Raw genomic sequence first — 17050 nt, forward strand, 5'->3', positions numbered from 1 at the left:
ACTATTCTCCTACTTATTTCCTAACTTCAATCCGCGAACACGAAGACGTTTTTGCGCCTCAGGAGCGAACAAGACAATCGCGAGCAAGATTGCATTGAAGAGACGGACCATATTTTGATCGAGATTTGGGATCTCGTAAATATTTAAGATAATCAAACGGTACACAATGGCTCCAACCCCGATGGAAAGCAAGCGCCAACCAATGGTCAATTCGTGGATCAAAACTTCAGCGATAATCACCGCACTCAAGCCGACTACGATCGTCCCTGTACCAGAAGTCACATCTGAGAAACCATCATTTTGTGCAAACATGGCTCCACAAAGGGCAATCAAGCCATTGGAAATCATGTAGCCCAACATCTTCATGTTATCTACATTGACCCCATTGGCCTCACTCATTGGAATGTTATCACCAGTCGAGCGCAAAACCAAGCCAAGTTGCGTCTTCATTAAGAGGGTCAATAAGATACAGACGATGATCAAGCAAGAAACACTAATCAAAAAGACAGCTTCTTCATTGGACAAGCCCAATTTCATGACACTTTTGAAAATGGTACTGGCATCGCCAATAGAGAGGTTGGGTACTCCCCCCATGATTTTAATATTGATAGAGTAGAGACCGGTCAAAGTGACAATCCCTGTCAAGAGGGCTGGAATTTTCATTTTTGTATGGAGAATTCCAGAGACCAATCCTGCGATCATTCCGGCTAGGAAGCCTAAAAAGGTTGCAAGCCAAGGATTTCTTCCGGCTTGAATTTGGGATGCTACAACTGCTGCCCCAAGTGGAAAGGCTCCTTCTGCCGTCATATCAGCAATATCTAAAATTCGAAATGTTAAGTAAACACCGATCGCCATGATCGACCACAATAAACCTTCTGATAAACTTGATAAAACAAAATTCATCTCAAACCTCCTATTTTTCTACCTTCAACGAGCTAATATCAATTCCAAGCTCTTTAGCCATCTCTTTATTGGTATGCAATTCTAATTTTTCAGGTGTTTCAACTGCGACTTTTCCAGGTTTCTCACCCTTCATGATGCGAACAGCCATCCGAGCAGCTTGTCTTCCCAATTCCTCATAATCGGTACCGAAGTTGTACAAACCACCAGTAGCCACCATCTCAGCAGACCCACCAAAAACTGGCACCTTATGGCTGATAGAAACCTGTTTGACAGTGTCCATTGTAGAAGAGATAATATTGTCCGTCGGAACAAAGACGATATCTGCCTCTGACATGATACTGTCTGCTGCAGCTTTCACATTGTTACTATCAAGAATTGTTTTTTCAACCACTTGATAGCCCTTAGCTTCTAGGATCTTCTTCGCATTGTCTTTTTGGACGACGGAGTTAGGCTCACTTTGCGTATAGAGAATCCCAACTGTTTTCGCCGTTGGAAGCACTTGCTTAATCATGTCTACCTGTGTAGCGATCGCATCTTCTGACTGGTCACTTGTCCCTGTGATATTGCCACCTGGTTCTTTCAAGTTTTTCACCAATTTCGCTACCAAAGGATCTGTGACAGCTGAGAAGACAATAGGTGTTGATTTAGTGGTATTAGCCAAACTTTGTGCAGAAGGGGTTGCAATCGCAAAGACTAGATCACTTTCTTCTGCCAATTGTTTAGAAATATTTTTCAGATTTCGTTGCTCCCCTTGAGCATTTTGGAAATCGATCTGAATATTTTTCCCATCTACATAGCCCTCTTTCTTCAACTCCTCGATAAAGCCTTTTCGTGTCGCATCGAGCGACTTATGGGTGATGTACTGGGAAATCCCAATTCGAAAGACATTGTCTTTTTTAGTATCCTTTAGATTGTGTAAGGTCACCAATGATGTTAACAGAAGTCCTACAACCAGGACAGGTGCTAGCAATTTTTTCACTACTTTCATTTATTGACTCCTTTTCTGCAAAATAAACAAAAAATCCGCTTAGATGATACTCTAAACGGATGCTTGAAATTCTCCAACAAGTTACAAAACCTCGGTCCATTTAGATACTAGCTCTATGGACCATCATCAAAAATCTTAGCCACATAGATACAAACAAATTGCTTGGGTTGTTTGCATCCATGAGATCATGTCTACAAACACTATCTAAAGTAGCTAAAGTAAAATTTTTGAGTTGAAATGGCTTGTTGCTTCATGTTTATTTTCTGCTTTCTTTATTTATGGGTATTATCTTACCTTAATTTTTTTTGGCTGTCAAGACTATTTCAGAAATTTTTCAAATTTTTTGAAAATTCAACTAACCCTGACAAGAAAAAAATAGAGGCTGGAACACGTCCATGCCTCTATTATCTAATCTTCTTTTGATTTGGTTTCTTCATCATCTTCGACGATTTCAGAAATTTCAACTTTTACCTTGGTCACACGACCATTTTTCACCTTGTCATTCGTCAAGATCAAGTGTTTCTTTTGACTATCGACTTCACAGCTGAGTCGCTCTTTCAAGGTTGGAATTCGCCCAACCTCTGTCAGGTAATACCCCGCAATGGTATCCACATCATCACTTTCCAACTCAACGTCAAAATATTCGTTAAAGTCATTTAGAGACATGGCTCCTTGTACGACATAGGTATTGTCCGCAATTTCAAAGACATCAATTTCCGCTTTGTCAGTCTCATCGTCAATTTCACCGACGATTTCTTCCAAGAGGTCTTCAAGAGTGACCAGCCCAGACATCCCACCATATTCATCGAGTAGAATGGCCATTTGATTTTGCGTATTGCGCAATTCCTTCAAAAGATCATCCACAAAAATGGTTTCTGGAACAAACAAAGGTTCTTGCAAAATCTTTCTTAAGACAATATTATCAAAGCCATTGATAAATCCTTCGTTCAAGAGACGTTTGGTATGGATGAGGCCGATGACATTGTCCTTGTCATCATCATAGACAGGAATCCGTGAAAAGTTTTGCTTAAGGATACTTTCAATAATTTCTTTGGTATCATCATTGATATCAACCATGAAGGCATCTGTCCGTGGCACCATGACTTCACGCGCTACCATTTCATCTAATGAAAAGATCCCTTGGAGCATCTCAATCTCATCCGCATCCAGTGTTGCTTCACTATTGGTCAGCATATACTCGATTTCATCCCGCGTCATCTTTTCATCCGGATCATCGAATTCCATTGGCGTGATACGGCTCAAAAGGTTGGTCGATGCTGAAAGCAACCAAACAAAGGGGCTGACAATTTTTCCTAATAGAATCACAATCGGAGCTGTTCGAACAGCCAACTCATCTTTCAAGTTCATGGCGATTCGTTTCGGATAGAGTTCACCAAATACGATCGAAATATAAGTCAAAAATGCTAGAGATAAAAAGCTTCCAGCTGCAAGAGCTGTTTTGGTATTGCCCATCCATCCAGCAATGACATGACCGAGACTTTCTGCAAGACTCGCCCCAGATAAGATGTTAATCAAGGTGATCCCCACCTGAATAGTGGATAAGAAATGGTTCGGTTGTTCCAATACGCTAAGAAGACGAATGTATTTTTTATCTCCTTCTTCAGCCTTTTGCTCTACACGAGAGCGATTCAACGATACCATTGACATTTCAGCCGCCGAGAAAAAGGCGTTCAATAATGTCAAAACAATCAATAAAATAAATTCCAGTAAAATTTCCTGACTGCCAGGGTCTTCCATGGATAAATTCCTCCAGTATATAATATCGTATATTATACCACAAAATAGGAGAGCCTGCATTCTTCTATAAAATTTTCTTTTTTTACCATCAAAAAATCAGGACCAGGTCCTGATTTTAGAATGTGAACATTTTGTTTTTCACATAAAATAACCTAAGTGACGCTGAAAACTTAAAACAAAATATATAATCGTTTCATTCAAACCTACACTGAAACTTTCCGCCGTGAGAAAAGTGCTAGAAACACGATTGTTTCTAGCACTCGGGAGTTTTGGAACCCCAGTTCCAAAACTAAGTCATGGAACTTCTTCGAAGTTCGCTGACGTCCGTACTCACCTAAGGAAAGTTTCTAAGAAGACTTTGTCTTTAGTGTTCTGCACTGGTAAAATCATAAAAGAAGGCATTGAGTTTTTCAACCAGCTCAAGCGATGAGAGACTACTTGTACAGATAAAAGGTTTTTTCTTTAATTCAGGCATCATAAAGTTGGCCACCACCACATCTGCATCCGAAGTTTCAATATCATCCACTGTTAGATTGTACTTGATCATCTGCGTAAATTCAAAGTTATCCGTACAGTAGAAATCTAGAAAATCGATCATGGATTTGGCATGGTGATCGTCAAAACGACTGATAATCAAGACCTTAATAGACTTCCGACGGCGCAATAACTGCGGCAAGAGACGTTCCCAGTGAGTGTAGACCGTGTAGATCATGTGCTTGATGATCTCTTCATTCAGATCATGCTTCATGGTCTTCATATAAGTGATGATATGCTCCTTCAAATCATCATAGAAGGCTGGGAAGATGCTCATGAAATCTTCGTTGGTATTGGTCTTGGTATCAAATAAAAGAAACTCAGAGAATAATTCCTTCCGATCGAGATGAGACGTGTTATGGACATGCATCAACATCTCATCCAGATTTTCAATGTCTAAATCATAGGTATAGCATAGATCCTTGAACATATCTCTGATGAGCGTCGTTGATTCTTTGGCATAAGGATCTGTTTCTGCAGCTTCGATCAAGCTTTCTGGGCTGAAATAGAAATTCTCTTGAATGAAGATGATGAAGAATTGCTCCAGCACTTTTTCATTCAACTCGACACCCAACTGCAAGCTAAAGTAGCGCAACATCTCCTCGACATTGGTCACCCCTTGATACTGGTCCTTATACACATCATAGTTCGTTGGCATGTCGATGAAGTAACCTTGCTTAATCCGTGATAAGTAGACTGTCAAGAGAACTTTATAAGACCTGAGTACAGAGAAGGTCAATGGATAGCCATAAAGCTTGAAGAAGAAGGTGATCAAATCGGTCACCGCCTCTTCCTTAAATTCTGGGAAAGGCCACTCCATGTAGTAATAACGTTCCGCAAAATATTGGGCATAAAAGAAACGAACGTCAATCTCATCTCCGACAAGGTTCAAGGGTTTCAAATCAATCTTTACATTGTATTTGGTTTGAAGCTTCTGATTAATCGTCCGAATCAAGCGGTAGAAAGATTGGTAACTCAAATCAAACTTTCTGCAAATATATTCATTGGAAACATCCTTGTTGAAAAAGAGATATTCAATCAAAGCAAACGCTTGTGATTCTTTAAAAAAGTGATGGTAAATCACCTCAAGCCCAACCGAATCCTCATAACTGATCTTGATCCCATTGGTAGATGATTCAATTAAAAAGTCATCAAATGTACTACGAAGATTAGACAAATCTTCTTTTAACGAACGTTCTGTACAATCCAAACGCTTGGCCAACTCTTTCAAGTGGAACCATCTTTTTTCCTTGATCAAGATTTCTAGCAATTGGAGTTGACGTCTTTGTTTTTTGGATAAGAGCAGTCTCATCTTTCCCTACCTAATTTCATATTTTCTTTCAAAATCACTTATATTTTAACACATTTCATAGCACTTGTTGACTTTTTTCCAGCATTTTTCAAAAAAATGTACAAAAAAGACTCCAAGGCCCATATAGGCGCTAGAGTCTAAGATTTATTAATGATGCCAAATTCTTCTTTTTTCTTCTGTTCCTTAGCAGCACGATGGTTATCATAAAGATTCACCAAGAATTTTACAATTTCTTTTCCAATCGAATAAACTGGAATTGCGACGACCATCCCGATAATGCCATAGATATTACTTGAGAGCAATAAGAGAACCATAATGGTAATCGGGTGAACCTTCATCACGCCTCCAACGATACGCGGATAAAGAATATTCCCATCGATCTGCTGGATAATCAACATGTAAATGACTGCTTTGATCATCATATCCACATCTGTAAAGGCATAGGTGATAATCATCGGAATCAAACCAATGGTTGGTCCTACATATGGAATGAGGTTGGCCAATCCAGAAAAGATGGCAAAGACCAAAGCGTACTTCAATCCAATAAAACTATAGCCAATGTAGGCTAGGGTTCCAATGATCAAAGCATCGATCGAAATACCACTAATATAGCGAGAGACCGTTTCATTCAAACTAACCAAGAGGCTTGAAATGTGGAGTTTGTCATTGCGTAAAATGGTCCGTTCTAACATCGGCAACAACTTCTTGCCATCAATCAAGAAATAAACCAAGAAGACAGGGGTCATGATTAAGATAAAGACCGTATTGACAACGGTGTTAACCACACTTCCTAAACTGTTGGTCACACTATTCAAGAGATTTTGTAGGATATCCATATAAGAGAGATTCAACTGCTGAATCGTCGACTGGATATTTACATTCTGGAACAAAGGATTGGTTGAGAGTTTTCGAACCAAACTTTGGACTTCCCAGTAGAGCCCTTGAGTCGAATTGATCAAGCTGGTTAACTGATTGATCAAGATGGGGAGCAGATAAAAGATCCCTAAGCCAATGATCCCAAACAAGAGTACTAGGGTGATCAAAATGCCAAACACACGCTTGATTTTTAAGTGTTTTTCCAACAATTCAACAATCGGATTGGTAATGTAATATAAAAAACCTGCAATTAAAAATGGTAAGAGGATGGTATTCAGAACAGAGACAAATGGAGAAATTAAAGTCCCCATTGATTTCCAAATATAGAAAATCACCGTCAATAATAAAATTTCACATGTCCAGAATAACAATTTACTATTTCGAAACATTCCTTACCTCCTGTTTTCTATTCTACCATATTTTATGATAGAATAGAGGGGATTTTAATCAAAAGGATGAAGTTATGAATAATTTGATTGAACTACAAGACGTCAATTTGATCCGCAATGGAAAAGCCCTTTTAAAAGAGGTTAACTGGCAGGTGAAAGAAAATGAATGCTGGGCGATTTTAGGCCTCAATGGAGCAGGAAAATCAACCCTCCTCAAACTGTTGATGTCAGAATACTGGGCTAGCTCCGGTCAGATAACCGTCCTTGGGACTCGTTTTGGAGAAGGGGGAATTCCTGAATTACGGAAGCGTATTGGAATCGTTAGCTCCTTTATTTCAGAAAGATTACCAGAGCATCTCCTAACCGAGCAAATTGTCCTCACTGGTCAATACAAGAGTAGTATTTTATATGCTGCATACGGGGAGGAGGAACTGAACTGGGCACGGGATATGCTGACTTCGATTGGAGCTAGCTCTTTGATCGGTCGCAAATACCGGGAGCTCTCCCAGGGAGAAAAGCAGACCGTCCTCATTGCACGAAGCCTCATGGACCAGCCAGATCTGATCATTTTTGACGAAGCTTCAAGTGGATTGGATCTCTTTGCCAGAGAAAAGCTCCTCCGTCAGATCCATCATATCAAACAACTGGATCACGCGCCAACCATGATCTACGTCACCCACCATGCAGAAGAAATTACAAAAGATATGACCCATGTGCTCCTGCTCAAACATGGTCAAGTGGTCGAAGAAGGGCCAAAGGAAAACATCCTAACTCCTCATGTACTTAGCCAGTTTTACGAAGCACCAGTATCCCTTATTGATCTGGGTGACGAGCGACTCTTTGTCAAACCAGAAATCGCACACTGAAAAGAAAATGAATAAAGCAAAAAGAGAGTGGGACAGAAATCGGTAATTCGTTAGAATTCGATTTCGTCGTCCACCTCCGCACAGTTGAGTAGGGCTGTAAAAGCTGATGAAATCAGCGTAGTAGAGTCCACTCAACCACTGCGTCTTGCTCGACAATCCAAAAATAATTGAGAGGCTAGGACTTTTGTCCCAGCCTCTTTTACTCTTATTCTCAACGATTCCGTGCATACTCGATCATATCATATGGAAGCGTATTGGCACTTTCTCTTAGGGAATAACTTTCTAATTCATTGACATTTTGGCGCATACGGCGCGCTTGCTTGGCGGTAATCAGGTGTTGCGCTTCATATTCAAAAATAATCTTACGCTCCAAATAATAGCCTCTCAACATTTCATCGATATTATTTGGTTTCACGCGATTAATAACCCGCTCCACAAAGGCCCCACTGGTAATAATAGCTGTCTCTCTCAGACGAGATTCTTGTAGGAAAGAGATCAAACTGCTCCGATAAATCCCCTTGAGGTCTTCCAAACTTTCGATGATGATTTCCGTATTGGCCAGATAAAGGGCCGCAATCTGGTCATAATCAATGGCCTCTAACTTACTGTCTTCTCGGGTCCACCAGTTTCGCAAGCCAGACCCAAAGGTTAAGATCTCATGAACTAATAAACGCAAGAGACGGAAAGACACCAAGAGGTAATAGGTTAAACGAGACGAAAGATTGCGATTGACACGTTGCTCCATATTGCGAAGATAGCGTTGGTAGACGCGGTAGCCCCGCTCTCGAATCTTTCCTTCTTCATAAGCCTGTTCCAAGCCATCACTTTCAATACTCAAAATCAGGAGCTTCAACTGTTCCCAGTCCCTTTGAATGAGCCTGTTTTCTTGGCCTAGAATCAAGTTTTCTATGCGACCATGGTAGTTATCAATCGCCGCATACAAGGGACCCTTGTGCTTGCTATTCTTTAGGTCTGCTTCTAATTCCATGACGACATCATTTAAAATCGCGATCTGCATCAGGTAGTCATTGGTTTCTTCCTTGTCTTCTGATAATTTTGGAAGTACCACTAAGCCAGCAATAAAGCTGACAAGGGTAACTCCTGCCACTAAAAAGAGTAGGACGGGGTATTCTTTTTCGATTTTGGTTGGAATCAAAAGAATCGTCGCAATCGAAACCGTTCCCTTCACACCCGAAAAGGTCAGCAATAAGGCATCTTTCAGATAATTTCTCAATGATTTTTTTAGTCGAACCGTTCGGAACCAATAAAAAAGGTAAACCATGACAAAACGAATCAAAAAGAGCAAGGCTGTCAACAGAAAGACAGAAACAACTAAAAGAAGATTGTTGTAAATGGGACTACTTAAGATGGGCTTGGCGATCATTTCTAGTTCCATTCCCAAAATCACAAAGACCGACCCATTTAAGATAAAGTTGACCGTATTCCAGACAGTATGACTCACAGTATCCACCCGGGCTTCAAGAAGGGTAATGTGCTTAAAGCGACTGGCTTTTAGGATCCCTGACACGACCACAGCGATGATACCAGACACATGGAGTTCTTCCGCTAAGAAAAAAGTCAATAACGGGAGACTCAATTCTAATAACAATTCACTGGCAATATCACTAGCGCGAACACTCAAGAGTAAGGTTTGCAGCCACCGGTTCACAAAAGCCGTCAAGATCCCCACCGCAAATCCTCCAATGATGGAGATTCCTAAGGAAACCCCTGCCTCTCCAAGGGAGAAACTTCCGGTCGCAAGGGCTGCCAAGGCCACTCGAAAGGCAACTAGACCTGAGGCATCATTTAGTAATCCTTCGCCTTTTAAGATATTCGAAACCCGCTTTGGAAAGCTAAAGCGCTCAGACAGAGAAGCAAAGGCTACTAAGTCGGTAGGCCCAAGAGCTGCCCCAACTGCCATACAGGCTGCTAAAGGAAGACTCAGCCACAAGGAGTGGGCTGCCCAGCCCAAACTAATGGTGGAGATAAAAATCACTGGGAAAATCAAATAGAGGATGACCCGCCAGTGCTTTAAGACGGAAGTAATATCTGCTTCTTCTGCTTCTCGAAATAAGAGAGGGCCAATGACCAAGGCCAGAAAAAGCTCAGTATCCAGATGAAAATTTTCTTCTGGCACAAAGAGAGCCCAACCAATCCCTAGTAAAATTTGAATCAAGGGCAGAGGAAGGCTCGGCACAAGTTTATTCGTGGCATTTGAGACGATCAAAATCATCGAAAAGATCACTGCATAAAGGAGTAGTTCCATATCACTCCCTCCTTAGCGTTCTTGGCAACAGGTCTCAAATTGCTGTTTTAACTCCGCAATCTTTTGGTCTGTCTTGGTAACATCCTTGTGCTCAATCTTCTTTTGGCACCGTTCCATCTCAAGCGAAACCAATTTCTTTTTTATTTTGAGCATCTTTTTGGTCATATGAGCTTCATCATAAAAACCTATTGCACGCTCGTGGATGGTTGATTCGACAAAATGATGTCTCAATCCTTCGATTTTATTCTTTAAATATTCTTTATCCATGACGGTAGCTTTCTAATTTTTCGATCATGACCAAAAACGGTGGCTGATTCACTTGATTCAGTGTCCGGTAGATGGTCGCTGTATAGTCTTTTTGAGGAAGCTGACTAACAAAATCCAGCACCGCATCACGCTCGATGTCTCCTCCTTCATGACCATAATAGATCATAATAGCCATTCGCCCACCTTTTTCTAGGCGAGCACAGATTTTTTCCATCGCTTCAATCGTGGTAGCTGGAAGAGTAATGACCGATTTATCTGCAGACGGCAGATACCCCAGATTAAAAATAGCTGCTTTAAGGGTCTCCACATATTGGTCCACATGCTGGTGGCCATCCAAAATCAACCGGACATGTTGAAGTCCCAACTTTTCCAATCTTTCTTGAGTATTTACAAGTGCCTGCTCTTGAATATCAAAGGCATAGACCTGGCCTGCAAGTTGGGCTAAAAAGGCCGTATCATGTCCATTTCCCATGGTCGCATCCACCACCACATCTTCTTTGGTGATGACTTCTGCTAAAAATTGATGGGCCATTTCAAGTGGTCGAAGCATCAGCAGTCTCCTTTTCTTCTAGCTTACATCCTTGGGTACTTCCACGCCGACGCATTTCAGTTTCAATGGCGTTTAGGACTTCCCATTTGTTGAGGCTCCACATAGGGCCAATCAACATATCCCGTGGCGCGTCCCCTGTAATCCGGTGGATGACAATGTGTTTGGGGATGATCTCCAACTGGTCACAGATGACCTTGACATACTCCTCCTGGCTCATGAGTTGAAGTCGTCCTTCATGATAGTCCCGTTGCATCCGTGTATTGGTCATCAAATGCAAGAGGTGTAACTTGATGCCATCAATTTCATTATCGGTCACACAACGGCGAACATTTTCCACCATCATCTCATGCGTCTCCCCAGGAAGGCCATTGATCAAATGGGATACGATCTCTGCCTTGGGCACCTGTTTGCGAATACGCTTGACTGTTTCAACATAGAGATCATAACTATGGGCCCGATTGATCAATTCAGAAGTCGCTTCATAAGTCGTCTGAAGCCCCAACTCGATCGTCACATGCATGCGCTCTGTCAGCTCTGCTAGGTAGGCCAAGGTCTCATCTGGTAAACAGTCCGGACGCGTACCAATGTTGATTCCTACCACTCCTGGTTCATTGATGGCCTGTTCATACCGCTCTCGAATGACTTCCACTTTATCGTGGGTATTGGTGAAATTTTGAAAATAGACCAGGTACTTCTTCACATCTGGCCATTTCCGATGCATAAAATCAATCTCTTTGTAAAACTGTTCTCGAATCGGAGCTTCTGGGGCCACAATGGCATCTCCTGAACCCGAGACCGTACAAAAAGTACAGCCACCGTGGGCGACTGTTCCGTCTCGATTGGGACAATCAAAGCCTGCATCAATAGGGACTTTAAAGGTCTTTTCTCCAAATAAGGTTCGATAATAATCATTCAAGGTATTGTAGGATTTCATACCCTTCATTATAGCAAAAAAAGAGTCGAACTCAAAACGCGAGTTCAACTCCTATTTGTTAGTTATTTTTGCTTGCCTGTAAAGCGCCATTGAAACCGCAAGCGATCATACAAGGGATACTCAAACTGTAAGACAGCAAGACCCAAAATCATACTGCCAAGAACGTCTGATGGATAGTGGACCCCGACATAGACGCGGGAAACCACAATGGTCACGATTCCCAGAACCAGCAAGCCTTGAAGGCAATAGCGGGCTGTTTTATGTTTTACATGTTGGCTGATGATGATGATCAAACTTCCCAAAACAAGGGTAGACGCCAGTGAATGACCACTCGGGAAAGAAAAGCCTTTTTCCTCTACTAGATGAAGAATACTTGGTCTCGGTCTCTGGTAGATATTCTTTAGAAGAAGAACCAAAAGACCAGTCAATACCAGATTGCTCCCAAGGAAGAGGGCCTCACTGTACCACTTCTTATAGGCAAAAACCGCTAGCAGAAGCCCCACCCAGATGACAATGATCTTGGTATCCATGACATGGGTCACCTTGGTAAAGAAGGCCGTCAGTGTTGCAGGCAGATCGCCTCGAATAGCAGATTGAATCGTGCTATCAAAGCCTGTTAATTGTTGCGGGTAAAAGCGAATCACATACCCAAGAATGACAAAAATGAGAAGGGCGAAGCTTGCCTTCGCCCAATGTTGTTGTTTATTTTTCATATTTTTTCAAAATCGGTTGCAATAAGGTATAGATCAACCCAAATGCGATGGCCCAAATCACCCCTTCGATCAGGTTAAACGGTGCAACCATTGCAGCTAAATAGTGGACAAGCCCTAGTGTTTTCGAAATATCATAGTTCATAAAACGAGCATACAAAGGGATTGCATAGACATAGTTCACCAATACCATCGTGATACTCAAGCTGATCGTTCCAACAATCGTTGCCAGGACAAATCGACCATGGGTCCGTTCCTTGTTCCAAATCCATGCAAAAGCAAGGACAAAAACAAGAACTCCAATGATATTGATTGGCAATCCGATCAAGGTTTCAAGCCCCTTATTATTAAGGGCTAACTTAAGAACAGATCGGATCAAGGTTACCCAAACGGCACTTTTAAAATCCAATAGGACCAAAGCCAACAAAATGGCGATGATACTCAAATCAATTTTGAAGAAATCTATCAAGAAAGAAAATTGATAGAACATCAAAATAAAAGATAAAGCGGATAAAACAGCCACTAGGGTCAGTTTACGTGTATTTGTCATAACAGGTTCCTCCAATTTTTTAAAAAATTAGAGAAGCTGGAAAGACGTCTACTCCATCATTCTACTCTAAACTATTTAAACAAAGCTTAAACTAGAAACTATTCTAGTTACTTTAGCTGATCTCCATCGAAACATGCCGTTAGTCAGTCCCAGCCACTAACGTTTTATTCCCATGCATCAGCTCTAAACAGATCAGAATAGCTGTCAGTCTATTCGTCTCTCGTCTTCTCCCATCCAGACTATACTGTCGGTTGTGGAGTCACACCACATCAGCTTGCGCTCGCGGACTTCTTTTAGAGTATGGAAAAGAACATTTCCTAGTAAAAGTCACCGCCGGTCGGGAATTACACCCTGCCCTGAAGACCCTTTTATGATAACAAAAAAAACTTGCCTAGGCAAGTTTTTGTAACGTCATGGATTACATCGTTCGGGTTTTAAATTTTCGTTCTTACTTGAGCTTGTCGTGCTCATAATGATGGCTCAACTCCAGCCCCTTAAAACCTTGCTGGCGGAGTGCCTCATAGACAATCATGCAGACGGTATTAGAGACATTTAAACTACGGACATGCTCATCATTCATCGGAATGCGAATAGCCTTCTCTTCGTGCTGGCGCATAAAATCTTCCGGCAATCCTTTATCCTCGCGTCCAAACAAGAAATAATGGGACTTCCCATCCTGATAAGAAACGTCCGAATAGGTCTGATTTGCAAACTTGGACACTAGGTGTACCTGACCATCGCTCGCTGCTTCCATAAACTCTTCTAGACTATCATAAAAACGGACATCCAGCTTGTCCCAATAATCGAGTCCTGCTCGCTTCATTTTGCGATCATCGATCGGAAAAGCCATGGGTCGTATGATATGCAAGGGGGAATTGGTCGCCGCACAAGTCCGTGCAATATTTCCCGTATTTTGTGGAATCTGAGGTTGGAACAAGACGATGTGGTTTTGAGCAGCTGACTCTTGGTAGTCCAGTTCTTCAATATTCATACTCGATCTCTTTCTGATAAAAAAATAGCCACACTGCCCGGAGTCAAGCTCAGCAAACAGCGTGGTTACAGCTTCATTAACTTAACTCACAACAGGTTTGAGGTAAATCAACGAAGGTACTTTCTAAGTATAACACTTTTGAAGCTCCTGTCAATAGTTTTTTTAGATTTTTTTAAGAAACTTTACCAAAGTTTTCAATCCCTCCTCGTTCTACTCTTTTGACGATTTTTCCTACTTGTTCTTAGCTTCTCAAAATTCCACCAGAAAATCCTTAAAAAAGATGAATTTTTCTTGAAAATAGAGTATGATAGAAGCATACTCTGGAGGTATTCTATGAAAATTATTGTTGTTGGTGGAGGAAAGGTCGGAACGGCCCTTTGTCGTTCTCTCGTTGCTGAAAACCACGATGTTATTTTGATCGAAAAAGACGAATCCGTTCTTAATCATATTACCAAACGGTTTGATATCATTGGAATTTTAGGGAATGGGGCGAACTTCAAGATCTTGGAACAAGCAGATGTTGAAGACTGCGACATCTTCATTTCCATGACCGAGTACGACGAAGTGAATATGGTTTCTGCTGTTTTAGCTAAAAAAATGGGAGCCAAAGAAACCATCGTTCGGGTGCGGAATCCGGAATATTCCAATTCCTACTTCAAGGAAAAAAATATCTTGGGCTTCTCCTTGGTTGTCAATCCGGAATTGCTGACAGCTCGTTATATTGCTAATATCATTGACTTCCCAAATGCCCTTTCTGTGGAGCATTTTGCAAACGGCCGTGTTGCCTTGATGGAATTTAAGATCAAGCCAGATAGCAATCTCTGCGATATGAGCCTATCCCAATTCCGAAAGAAATACGGAAACGTCATTGTTTGTGCGATCGAGCGTTGCAATGAACTCACCATTCCAAACGGAGACTTTGTCTTACAACCTCAAGACAAGATTTTCGTAACAGGTAATCGGATCGAGGTCGTTCTCTTCCACAACAATGTTCGCCCTCAGGTCATTAAGAGCATGATGATCATTGGTGCTGGGAAAATTGCCTATTACCTACTCAATATTCTTCAAGATGTGCGCCGCAAGATCGATCTCAAGGTTTTAGAAGTCAATCGTGAACGAGCGGAATTCTTTAGCCAGGAATTTCCTGATCTCTATGTCGTCCATGGAGACGGAACTGCTAAAGACATTCTTTTAGAAGAGAGTGCCAATAACTTCGATGCTGTGGCTACTTTGACAGGGGTCGATGAAGAAAACATCATCACCTCCATGTTCTTAAATTCTGTCGGAGTCAAAAAGAACATTACCAAGGTCAACCGAACTAGTCTGCTGGAGATCATTGGCGATCAAGATATGACCAGTATCGTTACGCCAAAACGCATCGCTGTAGATACCATTATGCACTTTATTCGTGGACGCTACAATGCACAGTTCTCAAACCTAGAAGCCTTGCACCATGTCGCAAACGGCCGGATTGAAACCTTGCAGTTCCAAATTAAGGAAGACAATAAACTAACCCAATATCCCCTCTCTGAATTGAAATTGAAAAAAGGCGTCTTGATCGCTGCCATTATTCGAGACGGCAAGGCTATTTTCCCAAATGGAGATGACCGTTTGATGGTAGGAGATCGGATTATCGTAACTACCTTGATTCAAAATGTCACAAAAATCTACGATCTACTTGAGAGGTAAGCCTGATGAATAGAATCATGATTCGTTACCTCTTGTCCAAGCTCCTCTTAATCGAGGCAGCTCTCCTGATCGTTCCCTTAGTCGTCGCTACGATCTATCAGGAACCTGCCAAGGTCTTTGTCTCTATTGGGGCAACCATGGCCATCTTACTTGGGCTGGGGCTACTTGGTAGTTTTCACAAACCAAAGGACTTTCACATTTATGCTAAAGAAGGAGTCCTGATTGTAGCCCTCTGTTGGATCCTCTGGTCCTTCTTTGGCGCCCTTCCCTTTGTCTTTTCGGGACAAATTCCCAACATTATCGATGCCTTCTTTGAAGTCAGCTCTGGCTTTACAACAACAGGGGCAACGATATTAGATGATGTGGGTGTCCTCACCCATTCTCTCCTCTTTTGGCGCAGTTTTACCCACTTGATTGGGGGGATGGGAGTATTGGTCTTCGCCCTTGCCATTATGGACAATAACAAGAACAGCCACCTTGAAGTCATGAAGGCAGAAGTTCCTGGTCCAGTTTTTGGCAAGGTCGTTTCCAAATTAAAAAACACAGCTCAAATCCTCTACTTCTTGTACTTGGGCTTGTTCTTCCTCTTTGTAGTTCTTTATTTCCTTGCTGGCATGCCCCTTTATGATAGTTTTGTCATCGCCATGGGGACGGCTGGAACCGGGGGCTTTACCGTTTTTAACGACGGAATTGCCCACTACAATAGTAGTTTAATCACCTATTTGGTCAGTATCGGGGTTTTAGTCTTCGGGGTTAACTTTAACCTCTACTACTTCCTCATGATCCGAAAATTCAAGGCCTTCTTTAAAGATGAGGAATTGCGGACCTATATCACCATCGTCCTCGTGTCCAGTGTCTTGATCGCTTACAATGTCCTTCATCTCTATGCCAATGTCGCTAAGAGTTTTGAAATTTCTTTCTTCCAAGTTTCCAATATCATCACCACTACCGGTTTTGGTTATGGAACGACGGAAAAATGGCCTCTCTTTTCTCAGTTCATCCTCTTGATGCTGATGGTTGTCGGTGGTTCTGCTGGATCGACCGCCGGGGGGCTAAAAGTCATTCGGTGCTTGACCTTATGGCGAATCGCAAAAAATCAGGTTCTTTCGACCTTGTCTCCGAATCGCGTTCTGACCTTGCATGTCAATGATACGGTATTGGATAAGGATACACAGCATCAGATCCTCAAGTACTTTACAATATACAGTTTTATCACGATCGGCCTACTCTTTGTAGTCAGTCTAGACAATAATAACTTCATGACGGTTGTCAGCGCTGTCTTTAGTTGTTTCAACAACATTGGACCTATGATTGGAACAGGTCAAACCTTCTCCATCTTTAGTCCGATTTCAAAACTGTTACTTTCCTTAGCCATGATTGCCGGACGGCTTGAAATCTATCCAATGATTCTACTCTTCCTCCCTAAAACATGGTCTAAACGCTGATAGACAACTCTTTTACAAAATC

The 17050-nt window shown here is 41.8% G+C and carries 15 protein-coding genes and 1 riboswitch; of the genes, 3 read left to right on the forward strand and 12 right to left on the reverse strand.

Features of this window, described 5'->3' with window-relative positions; all coding sequences use genetic code 11:
* Positions 1 to 9 precede the first annotated feature (9 nt).
* The 5 genes from HMPREF1195_RS05065 to HMPREF1195_RS05085 all read right to left on the reverse strand — a co-directional run bounded on the left by HMPREF1195_RS05065 (position 10) and on the right by HMPREF1195_RS05085 (position 6760).
* Positions 10 to 903: an ABC transporter permease gene (locus tag HMPREF1195_RS05065; RefSeq protein ID WP_023918861.1), complete on the reverse strand. Its 894-nt coding sequence runs from the start codon at positions 901 to 903 to the stop codon at positions 10 to 12.
* 10 nt (positions 904 to 913) lie between these two features.
* Positions 914 to 1891 (reverse strand): ABC transporter substrate-binding protein, encoded by a 978-nt coding sequence (locus HMPREF1195_RS05070; RefSeq protein WP_023918863.1) that lies wholly within the window; start codon positions 1889 to 1891, stop codon positions 914 to 916.
* Between the two features lie 408 nt (positions 1892 to 2299).
* Positions 2300 to 3649 (reverse strand): hemolysin family protein, encoded by a 1350-nt coding sequence (locus HMPREF1195_RS05075; protein ID WP_023918865.1) that lies wholly within the window; start codon positions 3647 to 3649, stop codon positions 2300 to 2302.
* Positions 3650 to 4013: 364 nt separating this feature from the next.
* Positions 4014 to 5495, reverse strand: coding sequence for an AcpB/EbpR/MafR family transcriptional regulator (locus HMPREF1195_RS05080; protein ID WP_023918867.1), 1482 nt, complete (start codon positions 5493 to 5495; stop codon positions 4014 to 4016).
* Between the two features lie 137 nt (positions 5496 to 5632).
* On the reverse strand, positions 5633 to 6760 hold the full coding sequence (locus HMPREF1195_RS05085) for an AI-2E family transporter (RefSeq protein ID WP_023918868.1): 1128 nt from the start codon (positions 6758 to 6760) through the stop codon (positions 5633 to 5635).
* Between the two features lie 74 nt (positions 6761 to 6834).
* On the opposite strand from HMPREF1195_RS05085, the gene HMPREF1195_RS05090 reads away from it, so the two are divergent.
* Positions 6835 to 7626 carry an ABC transporter ATP-binding protein gene (locus HMPREF1195_RS05090; RefSeq protein WP_023918870.1) on the forward strand — a complete coding sequence of 264 codons (792 nt, stop codon included), beginning with the start codon at positions 6835 to 6837 and terminating at the stop codon, positions 7624 to 7626.
* A 211-nt stretch (positions 7627 to 7837) separates the two neighbouring features.
* On the opposite strand, the gene HMPREF1195_RS05095 is transcribed toward HMPREF1195_RS05090, so the two are convergent.
* From HMPREF1195_RS05095 to HMPREF1195_RS05125, 7 genes are all read right to left on the reverse strand, one after another.
* Positions 7838 to 9892 carry a cation:proton antiporter gene (locus HMPREF1195_RS05095; RefSeq protein WP_023918872.1) on the reverse strand — a complete coding sequence of 685 codons (2055 nt, stop codon included), beginning with the start codon at positions 9890 to 9892 and terminating at the stop codon, positions 7838 to 7840.
* Between the two features lie 12 nt (positions 9893 to 9904).
* Positions 9905 to 10159 (reverse strand): hypothetical protein, encoded by a 255-nt coding sequence (locus HMPREF1195_RS05100; RefSeq protein ID WP_023918874.1) that lies wholly within the window; start codon positions 10157 to 10159, stop codon positions 9905 to 9907.
* Positions 10152 to 10709 (reverse strand): tRNA 5-(aminomethyl)-2-thiouridylate-methyltransferase MnmM, encoded by a 558-nt coding sequence (mnmM, locus tag HMPREF1195_RS05105; RefSeq protein ID WP_003013293.1) that lies wholly within the window; start codon positions 10707 to 10709, stop codon positions 10152 to 10154. Before mnmM ends, HMPREF1195_RS05100 begins: the two co-directional genes overlap by 8 nt.
* Positions 10693 to 11652 (reverse strand): tRNA modification radical SAM protein MnmL/YtqA, encoded by a 960-nt coding sequence (gene mnmL, locus HMPREF1195_RS05110; protein WP_023918876.1) that lies wholly within the window; start codon positions 11650 to 11652, stop codon positions 10693 to 10695. The genes mnmM and mnmL overlap by 17 nt, the downstream gene beginning before the upstream one ends.
* Before the next feature lie 53 nt (positions 11653 to 11705).
* A complete protein-coding gene (locus HMPREF1195_RS05115; protein ID WP_023918877.1) occupies positions 11706 to 12356 on the reverse strand; it encodes a phosphatase PAP2 family protein in 651 nt (216 codons plus the stop codon).
* Positions 12346 to 12903 carry an ECF transporter S component gene (locus HMPREF1195_RS05120; protein ID WP_003005658.1) on the reverse strand — a complete coding sequence of 186 codons (558 nt, stop codon included), beginning with the start codon at positions 12901 to 12903 and terminating at the stop codon, positions 12346 to 12348. Before HMPREF1195_RS05120 ends, HMPREF1195_RS05115 begins: the two co-directional genes overlap by 11 nt.
* A gap of 218 nt (positions 12904 to 13121) precedes the next feature.
* Positions 13122 to 13271, reverse strand: a riboswitch (FMN riboswitch).
* 80 nt (positions 13272 to 13351) lie between these two features.
* The gene (locus HMPREF1195_RS05125) at positions 13352 to 13894 is read right to left on the reverse strand and encodes a tRNA (cytidine(34)-2'-O)-methyltransferase (protein ID WP_023918879.1); all 543 of its coding nucleotides are present in this window, start codon (positions 13892 to 13894) and stop codon (positions 13352 to 13354) included.
* 333 nt (positions 13895 to 14227) lie between these two features.
* On the opposite strand from HMPREF1195_RS05125, the gene trkA reads away from it, so the two are divergent.
* Both trkA and HMPREF1195_RS05135 read left to right on the forward strand, forming a co-directional pair.
* On the forward strand, positions 14228 to 15583 hold the full coding sequence (gene trkA, locus HMPREF1195_RS05130) for a Trk system potassium transporter TrkA (protein WP_023918881.1): 1356 nt from the start codon (positions 14228 to 14230) through the stop codon (positions 15581 to 15583).
* A gap of 5 nt (positions 15584 to 15588) precedes the next feature.
* Positions 15589 to 17028 (forward strand): TrkH family potassium uptake protein, encoded by a 1440-nt coding sequence (locus HMPREF1195_RS05135; protein ID WP_023918883.1) that lies wholly within the window; start codon positions 15589 to 15591, stop codon positions 17026 to 17028.
* The last annotated feature ends 22 nt before the right edge of the window (positions 17029 to 17050 follow it).

Origin of the sequence: Streptococcus parasanguinis CC87K (assembly GCF_000507765.1) — a bacterium.
GTDB lineage: Bacteria > Bacillota > Bacilli > Lactobacillales > Streptococcaceae > Streptococcus > Streptococcus parasanguinis_J.

Excerpts from the sequence above, each read along its gene's own strand:
- mnmL (WP_023918876.1), bottom strand. The coding sequence starts at position 11,652 with ATGAAGGGTATGAAATCCTACAATACCTTGAATGATTATTATCGAACC.
- HMPREF1195_RS05085 (WP_023918868.1), bottom strand. The coding sequence starts at position 6,760 with ATGTTTCGAAATAGTAAATTGTTATTCTGGACATGTGAAATTTTATTA.
- HMPREF1195_RS05070 (WP_023918863.1), bottom strand. The coding sequence starts at position 1,891 with ATGAAAGTAGTGAAAAAATTGCTAGCACCTGTCCTGGTTGTAGGACTT.
- HMPREF1195_RS05095 (WP_023918872.1), bottom strand. The coding sequence starts at position 9,892 with ATGGAACTACTCCTTTATGCAGTGATCTTTTCGATGATTTTGATCGTC.
- trkA (WP_023918881.1), top strand. The coding sequence starts at position 14,228 with ATGAAAATTATTGTTGTTGGTGGAGGAAAGGTCGGAACGGCCCTTTGT.
- HMPREF1195_RS05120 (WP_003005658.1), bottom strand. The coding sequence starts at position 12,903 with ATGACAAATACACGTAAACTGACCCTAGTGGCTGTTTTATCCGCTTTA.
- HMPREF1195_RS05125 (WP_023918879.1), bottom strand. The coding sequence starts at position 13,894 with ATGAATATTGAAGAACTGGACTACCAAGAGTCAGCTGCTCAAAACCAC.
- HMPREF1195_RS05075 (WP_023918865.1), bottom strand. The coding sequence starts at position 3,649 with ATGGAAGACCCTGGCAGTCAGGAAATTTTACTGGAATTTATTTTATTG.
- HMPREF1195_RS05090 (WP_023918870.1), top strand. The coding sequence starts at position 6,835 with ATGAATAATTTGATTGAACTACAAGACGTCAATTTGATCCGCAATGGA.
- HMPREF1195_RS05065 (WP_023918861.1), bottom strand. The coding sequence starts at position 903 with ATGAATTTTGTTTTATCAAGTTTATCAGAAGGTTTATTGTGGTCGATC.
- HMPREF1195_RS05115 (WP_023918877.1), bottom strand. The coding sequence starts at position 12,356 with ATGAAAAATAAACAACAACATTGGGCGAAGGCAAGCTTCGCCCTTCTC.
- HMPREF1195_RS05135 (WP_023918883.1), top strand. The coding sequence starts at position 15,589 with ATGAATAGAATCATGATTCGTTACCTCTTGTCCAAGCTCCTCTTAATC.
- mnmM (WP_003013293.1), bottom strand. The coding sequence starts at position 10,709 with ATGCTTCGACCACTTGAAATGGCCCATCAATTTTTAGCAGAAGTCATC.
- HMPREF1195_RS05080 (WP_023918867.1), bottom strand. The coding sequence starts at position 5,495 with ATGAGACTGCTCTTATCCAAAAAACAAAGACGTCAACTCCAATTGCTA.
- HMPREF1195_RS05100 (WP_023918874.1), bottom strand. The coding sequence starts at position 10,159 with ATGGATAAAGAATATTTAAAGAATAAAATCGAAGGATTGAGACATCAT.